We start from the raw sequence: 4527 nt of genomic DNA, 5'->3' as shown, positions 1-4527 counted from the left end.
GTGGTTCAACGCCGAGAAGGGCTTCGGGTTCATCGCCCAGGACGGCGGCCCGGACGTCTTCGCCCACTACTCCAGCATCTCCGGCAACGGCTACCGCGAGCTGGTCGAGGGCGAGAGCGTGACCTTCGACGTCGCGCAGGGGCAGAAGGGCCCCCAGGCCGAGAACATCGTCCGCGGCTGACCCGCCGGCCCGCACGAAAATGCTCGCCGCCCCGCACCGGCCGTCATGTACTGTGGTGTCACCGACGCGGGGTGGAGCAGCTCGGTAGCTCGCTGGGCTCATAACCCAGAGGTCGCAGGTTCAAATCCTGTCCCCGCTACGAGAGGGGAAGGGGCCCGGCATCAGCCGGGCCCCTTCTCACGTCTGGGGCGAAGAACGGCCCCTGTGTTCCATGGCGCCCGGGCGCTCGGCATCGGAGGCGTCGTCAGTCCTCCGCCGCCAGGCGCCGCACCTCCGCCAGCGCCTCGCCCACCGCCGCCGGGATGTCCGTCACCGGGAAGCGCGTGTGCCGCACCACGCGGTCGCGGTCCACCACCAGCACGGCCCGCTTCAGCCGCAACAGCTGCCCGGCGCGGAAGGTGGGCAGCCGCAGGGCGGCGGCGAGGCGCAGGTCGACGTCCGAGAGGAGGGTGAAGGGAAGGCCCTCTTCGACCGCGAACAGCCGCTGCTCGTCAGGGCGTTGGGTGCTGACGCCGCGCACCTCCGCGCCCGCCGCGCGGAAGTCCTCGTACGCGTCCCGGAAGAGCCGGTTCTCCAGCGTGCAGCCGACGGTGCCGGGGATGCCCGACCAGTTCTCCGGCAGGGGGCCGGGGGATCCGGTCGCCGGATAGCAGAACAGGACGGTGGCCGCGCCGCCTGCCACCGGGTCCACCGGTGCGCCGTCCCGGTGGCCCGGCAGCTCCAGGTACGGCAGCCGCTCGCCCGTCAGGCCCGCGACGCGCCGCGCCTCCGCGCTCGCCTCGTCGGCGGTGCCGCTGAGCGAGCCGTCGCCGAAGACCCAGCGGTCCGCCCAGTCCTGCATCGACAGCAGCACCGGCAGCAGCCCCCGGCCGCTCTCCGTCAGCCGGTACTCGTACCGCACCGGCCTGTCCTGGTACGGGACCTTCTCCAGCACCCCCGTCTCCACCAGGTGCGCCAGGCGCTCGGTGAGCACCTTCCGGGAGATGCCCAGCTCCTCCTGGAGCGCGTCGAACCGGTGGTGCCCGCGCGCGGTCTCCCGGATCAGGAGCAGGCTCCACCAGTCGCCGACCACCGCCGCCGCCTGCGCGATCGCGCAGGCCGCGTCCCGCTCGGGCACCGACCTCATCACAGCGTCTCCACTCCTCCGCGCAGGGCGGTCGCTCATCGGGACCATCTTGCGCCATGAGGTCGGTTCCCGATAGAAACTCACTTGAAACGAGTCAGTTCCCAAAAGAGACTTACTGAATCCGGAGAGGTGGGCGCCGTATGGGCGGGACACGAGCGATCCCGGAGCGCGACCGACGCGACGGCGAGCGGAAGACCTCGCCGCCGGGAGTCTTCTGGCGCTTCTGGGCCGCCGGCACCGTCAGTGGGGCGGGCACCGCCGTCACCGCCCTCGCCCTGCCGCTCGTCGCCCTCACCGTCCTCGACGCCACCGCCTTCGAGGTCGCCCTGCTCGCCGCCGCCGGACAGGTCTCCTGGCTGCTGCTCAGCCTCCCGGCGGGCGTCGTCGCGCAGCGCGTACCGCTGCGCCGGCTCCAGGTCGCGCTCGACCTCGTACGGTTCGCGGCGCTCGGATCGCTGCCGCTCGCCTGGTGGCTCGGCACCCTCACGTATCCGCACCTGCTGGTCGCGGCGTTCGTCACCGGCGCGGCGACGGTGCTGTTCGACATCGGCAACTCGACCTTCCTGCCCGCGGTCGTCCCGGCCCGGCAACTGGCCGCCCGCAACAGCGTCATGTCCGGCACGCACGCCGTCACCGACACCGGCGGCCCCTCCCTCGGCGGCGTCCTGATCAGTGCGACCGGCCCGGTCGGCGCGCTCGTCGTGGACGCCGCCAGCCACCTGGCCTCCGCCGCGCTCCTGCGCACCCTCCCCGAGAGCCGCCCCGCGCACCCCACCGGCGAGAGCGCGCTCCGGCTGATGCGCGAGGGCTGGCGGTACGTCACCGGGCACCCGGTGATGCGTCCCTGCATGATCTGGGCGACCGCCGCCAACTTCCTCAACGCGGCCCTCGTCGCCCTCACCCCCCTCTACCTGGTCCGCGAGGCCGGCCTGGACTCCGTACAGCTCGGTCTCGTCCTCGCCATGGACGGGGTCGGCGCGCTCGCCGGCGCCGCCGTCGCGGTCCGGGTGACCACCCGCCTCGGCACCGCGCGGGGCATCATCGTGGCCGACCTGGCCGGCGGCGCGCTGCTCCTGCTCGCCCCGCTGACCACGTCGGCGGGGGACGCGTACTGGTTCGCCCTGGGCAACGCCGGATTCGCCTTCGGCACCGTCATCGGCTCGATCACCACCCGCACCTACCGGCAGACGCAGTCACCCCCGGAGCTGCTGTCCCGCGTGATGGCCACGGTCCGCTTCGTCTCCTGGGGCGCGCTGCCGATCGGCGCGCTCACCGCCGGACTCCTCGCCACCTGGACCGGCGCCCACACCGCCCTCTGGACCGTCTGCGCCGCCGCCCTCCTGCCCCCGCTCTACCTCTTCTCCACCGGCGTGGGCCGCCACCGCGACCTCGCCTGACGCCCCGGCTCCCCGGGGCGCGGCCCCGGGGGAAACAGCGGCTTACCGTGCGGTGCCGTGTTCCCGTTCGGCGAAGCGGCGTCGCGCGGCCTCGATCTCGTCCAGGTGGCGGCGGGTCCAGGCGCACATGCCGTTGACCGTGTCGCGCAGCGCCTCGCCCGCCTCGGTGAGCCGGTATTCCACGCGGGGCGGGACCGTCGCGTGCACGGTCCTGTGCACCACCCCGTCCCGTTCGAGCCCGCGCAGGGTCTGGGTGAGCATTTTGTGGCTGATGCCCTCCACCCCGGCCCTCAGCTCGGTGAACCGCAGGGTCCGTGGCCCCACGTCAGACCATACTCACCTACCTTTGCCGGGTAATCGGAAGAGATCTGGGGGAGTGAAGCCATGACCATTCTGAAGACCTATGCGCGCCTGTGGGCCGACGACCTCGACCGTGCTCTGCCGCTCCTGGAGCAGCTCACGGGCGAGCAGCCCCACCTGCGGCTGACGTTCCACGGGGTCGCCCTCGCGGCCGTCGGCGACTTCCTGGTCATCGCGGGGCCGGCTGAGGAACGCGCGAAGTACGCCTCCGCCTCCGCCACCGTCGTCGTCGAAGACCTCGACGCCCTCCGGGAAACCCTGGAATCCGCCGGCGCCACCCTCACCACCCCCGTGACAGAAGGTCCGACCGGGCGGTTCCTCTACGCCCGTCATGCGGACGGATCGGGCGTCGAGTACGTCGAATGGAACGAGGAGCTGCTCCGCAGGATCGTTCACGCATGAGGAATCCCGGCGGAACGGCCTTCGAGGCGGCCGGGACGCTCCAAGGCCGTTCCCCGGCCGCAGGTGTCCGCGGAGTCCCCCGCCGTTGCCGCGGGGGTACGGACAGAAGCGTGGACGAGGGGGGGAGGTGAGGGCGGGGGTGCCCCCCGCCCTCACCGACGCGCGTCCCGGCCTCCGGAGCGCTCGCTCAGCGCAGTGCCTCGGCGACCACGGAGGCGGCCCGGGCGATCAGCCGGTTGTCGGGCCTCGCCTCCCGGTCGGAGCGGGTCGACAGGATCGCCATCACGATCGGTGCCCCGTCCGGCGGCCAGACCACGGCCATGTCGTTGCGCCCGCCGTACGTCGTCGCCGTCCCCGTCTTGTCCCCGACCACCCACGCGTCGGGCACTCCGGCGCGGATGGTCTCGTCACCCGTCAGGTTGGTCTTCAGCCACGTGGTGAGCCGCTCCCGCTCGGGGGCCCGCAGAACGTCACCGAGTACGAAGGCGCGCAGGTCGCGGGCGAGCGCCCGCGGCGAACTGGTGTCCCGGACCTCGCCCGGCCTCCAGTCCCCGAGCTCCGGCTCGATCCGGTCCATCCGCGTCACGTCGTCGCCGAGCGAACGCAGCACGGCCTGGAGGCCCTTCGGGCCGCCCAGTTCCTCGAAGAGCAGGTTGCCCGCCGTGTTGTCGCTGTGGCGGACGGCGGCGTCGGCGAGGGCGTCCAGCGTCATCCCCGTGTCGACGTGCTTCTCGGTGACCGGTGACGGGTCGACCAGCTCGTCCTTCGTGTACCGCACGACGCGCTCCATGCCGCTCAGCCTCTCCTCGCGCAGCACGGCGCCGGCGGCCAGGGCCTTGAAGGTGGACGCGTAGGGGAACCGTTCGCCGTCCCGGTAGGCGATCTCGCGGCCGGTGCCGGTGTCGATCGCGTAGACACCGAGCCGGGCGTCGAACGCGTTCTCCAGGGCCCGGAACGCACGTCGGTGGGACGTACCGACCGCACCCGGGCCGGACGCCGTCCCGGCGGAGGACGAGGAGGACAAGGAGGAGGACGAGGCGTGGGGCAGGACGGGGGAGGAG

Annotated in this window: 5 protein-coding genes, 1 tRNA gene and 1 pseudogene; 4 read left to right on the top strand and 3 right to left on the bottom strand. The window is 72.8% G+C overall.

Annotated features, from left to right (window positions below; genetic code table 11):
* Positions 1–181 (top strand): cold-shock protein (locus ADL08_RS08640; RefSeq protein WP_063885213.1); only part of this gene is annotated, 181 nt, incomplete at its 5' end.
* A 65-nt stretch (positions 182–246) separates the two neighbouring features.
* Positions 247–320 (top strand) — tRNA-Met (locus tag ADL08_RS08635).
* 105 nt (positions 321–425) lie between these two features.
* Here ADL08_RS08635 and ADL08_RS08630 read toward each other — a convergent pair.
* Entirely contained in the window at positions 426–1307 is an 882-nt protein-coding gene (locus tag ADL08_RS08630; protein WP_053641482.1) for a winged helix-turn-helix transcriptional regulator, read from the bottom strand.
* 140 nt (positions 1308–1447) lie between these two features.
* Between ADL08_RS08630 and ADL08_RS08625 the strand changes: the two genes are divergently transcribed.
* On the top strand, positions 1448–2704 hold the full coding sequence (locus ADL08_RS08625) for an MFS transporter (RefSeq protein WP_053641481.1): 1257 nt from the start codon (positions 1448–1450) through the stop codon (positions 2702–2704).
* 42 nt (positions 2705–2746) lie between these two features.
* On the opposite strand, the pseudogene ADL08_RS08620 reads toward ADL08_RS08625, so the two are convergent.
* A pseudogene (locus ADL08_RS08620) lies at positions 2747–3028 on the bottom strand (winged helix-turn-helix transcriptional regulator); the annotation flags it as partial.
* A gap of 60 nt (positions 3029–3088) precedes the next feature.
* Here ADL08_RS08620 and ADL08_RS08615 point away from each other — a divergent pair.
* Positions 3089–3466: a VOC family protein gene (locus tag ADL08_RS08615; RefSeq protein ID WP_053641480.1), complete on the top strand. Its 378-nt coding sequence runs from the start codon at positions 3089–3091 to the stop codon at positions 3464–3466.
* Positions 3467–3653: 187 nt separating this feature from the next.
* On the opposite strand, the gene bla is transcribed toward ADL08_RS08615, so the two are convergent.
* Positions 3654–4514: a class A beta-lactamase gene (gene bla, locus ADL08_RS08610; protein WP_063885267.1), complete on the bottom strand. Its 861-nt coding sequence runs from the start codon at positions 4512–4514 to the stop codon at positions 3654–3656.
* Positions 4515–4527 lie beyond the last annotated feature (13 nt).

Source organism: Streptomyces sp. NRRL F-6492 (assembly GCF_001280125.1).
GTDB lineage: Bacteria > Actinomycetota > Actinomycetes > Streptomycetales > Streptomycetaceae > Streptomyces.
The sequence above is the reverse complement of the archived record's forward strand: the minus strand, read 5'-3'. Positions and strand labels throughout refer to the sequence as shown.

Coding starts and splice junctions, on each gene's coding strand:
- ADL08_RS08630 (WP_053641482.1), bottom strand. CDS start 1,307: ATGAGGTCGGTGCCCGAGCGGGACGCGGCCTGCGCGATCGCGCAGGCG.
- ADL08_RS08625 (WP_053641481.1), top strand. CDS start 1,448: ATGGGCGGGACACGAGCGATCCCGGAGCGCGACCGACGCGACGGCGAG.
- ADL08_RS08615 (WP_053641480.1), top strand. CDS start 3,089: ATGACCATTCTGAAGACCTATGCGCGCCTGTGGGCCGACGACCTCGAC.